Raw genomic sequence first — 1,496 nt, forward strand, 5'->3', positions numbered from 1 at the left:
CTTAGGCAAGCTCGTAATCCGTTACATTACGATCGATCACTCTTGCTCCTTTTGCAGCGACAAGCTTGCCGCTGCCAGTTGTGAAAACTTGGGATCCAATAATTTGAGCCATCGATAATTTGACAACTTCTTCATCAATTGGCTCCTTTGGGTTATCAACGGTAAGGCTAGCCGTTTTGCCCATTTCCGTGGTAAATTGCAATTCCAATGTTTTTGCCATTTCTATCACCACCTTTCACCTTCTATATAGAAAAAAGTCGGCAAAAAGGACAGGGTAGGAAACAAAAAATTCATTATTTTCGACGGAAGGCTACCTTTTTCTTTAAATTCTGTACACTGGAGAGGCAAGAAGATAATAAGTTTTTTAACGGGAATAGAAATTGTCGAAAGGTAAAGAAAATGGATTGACAATTGTAAGATTTCTACTAAACTGGAACTATCCTCAAGTTTTTCTCTAAATATTCTTTTTATCTTAGCTACTTCGCAAGTCTTATTTGGCGTTAGCAATTCTCCAATTGAAGTCACATTAAACCTCTTTTTTAAACCCTCATTAACTCTCTTTCATTTAAAAAATCCGTCCAAAGTTCAAGTGATTAATACTGGAGATGATTCATTATCGGCGTCGATTATGTATGCTATTTAATGCTCATTTTGAGGATGTTCTGCATTTGAAGAAAATTATTACAAAACTCATGAGAAGTACCTTTTTTTACAAATTGCTATCGTATATAAAAGGTGCTGAAAAAGATATGACCATTAGATAGGAGGAAGGATGTTATGGGATACGAAGAAGAATACCAGGCCTTTTTGAATGCTCACTCGCAGGCAAGAACCGGTGAACGGTTGCGGCGCTTACAAGAAGGTCACAGCCAGGCTGAAATGTTGTTTTTGAAGCAAGTGTGGTGGCCCTCATTTCAAAATTTTCGGTATCTGCATCCAGAATATGAAGTCGATGATTTCAAGGATGGCAAGAGGTATTTGGATTTTGCTTATATTCGTCCTGCCATCCGGATTTGCTTTGAGGTCGACGGGTATGGCCATCACTTAAAGAACATAAGCAGATGGCAATTTTCCGATAGCCTGGAACGTCAAAACCAGTTGGTAATTGATGGATGGACCGTCATCCGCTTTTCTTATGACCAAGTGAAAGAGAAGCCTCGTCTATGCCAACAGATTGTTCAGCAAGTGATTGGCCGATGGCTGGGAGATGAACTAGACCAAGCATCTCTGTCCTTTCTCGAAAAGGAAGTGCTTCGGCTAACGATTCGAAAAGGAGAAGCCATATCCCCGATTGAAGTCGAGAAGTATTTGAAGTTAAGTGACAAGACAGTAAAAAAAGTACTTTCTCAACTCGTCGAACAAAAAATGCTGATTCCTGCCTCTGGGGCCATGAGGGTCCGATCTTATCGATTGGGGGATCAGGTTAAGCACCCGATCTGATTGATGGGGGGATTAGGTTAAGCACCCGATCCCGATCTGATAAATAGGCGGAACAA

The 1,496-nt window shown here is 40.4% G+C and carries 2 protein-coding genes; one reads left to right on the forward strand and one right to left on the reverse strand.

What is annotated here, in order from left to right:
* Position 1: 1 nt before the first annotated feature.
* Entirely contained in the window at positions 2–220 is a 219-nt protein-coding gene (locus tag BDR01S_RS24510) for a DUF2922 domain-containing protein (protein WP_066248204.1), read from the reverse strand.
* A gap of 587 nt (positions 221–807) precedes the next feature.
* Here BDR01S_RS24510 and BDR01S_RS24520 point away from each other — a divergent pair.
* Complete coding sequence (locus BDR01S_RS24520) at positions 808–1,440, forward strand: DUF559 domain-containing protein (protein ID WP_369691104.1); 633 nt, start codon at positions 808–810, stop codon at positions 1,438–1,440.
* The last annotated feature ends 56 nt before the right edge of the window (positions 1,441–1,496 follow it).

The organism is Neobacillus drentensis NBRC 102427 (assembly GCF_001591445.1).
Lineage (GTDB): Bacteria > Bacillota > Bacilli > Bacillales > Cytobacillaceae > Neobacillus > Neobacillus drentensis.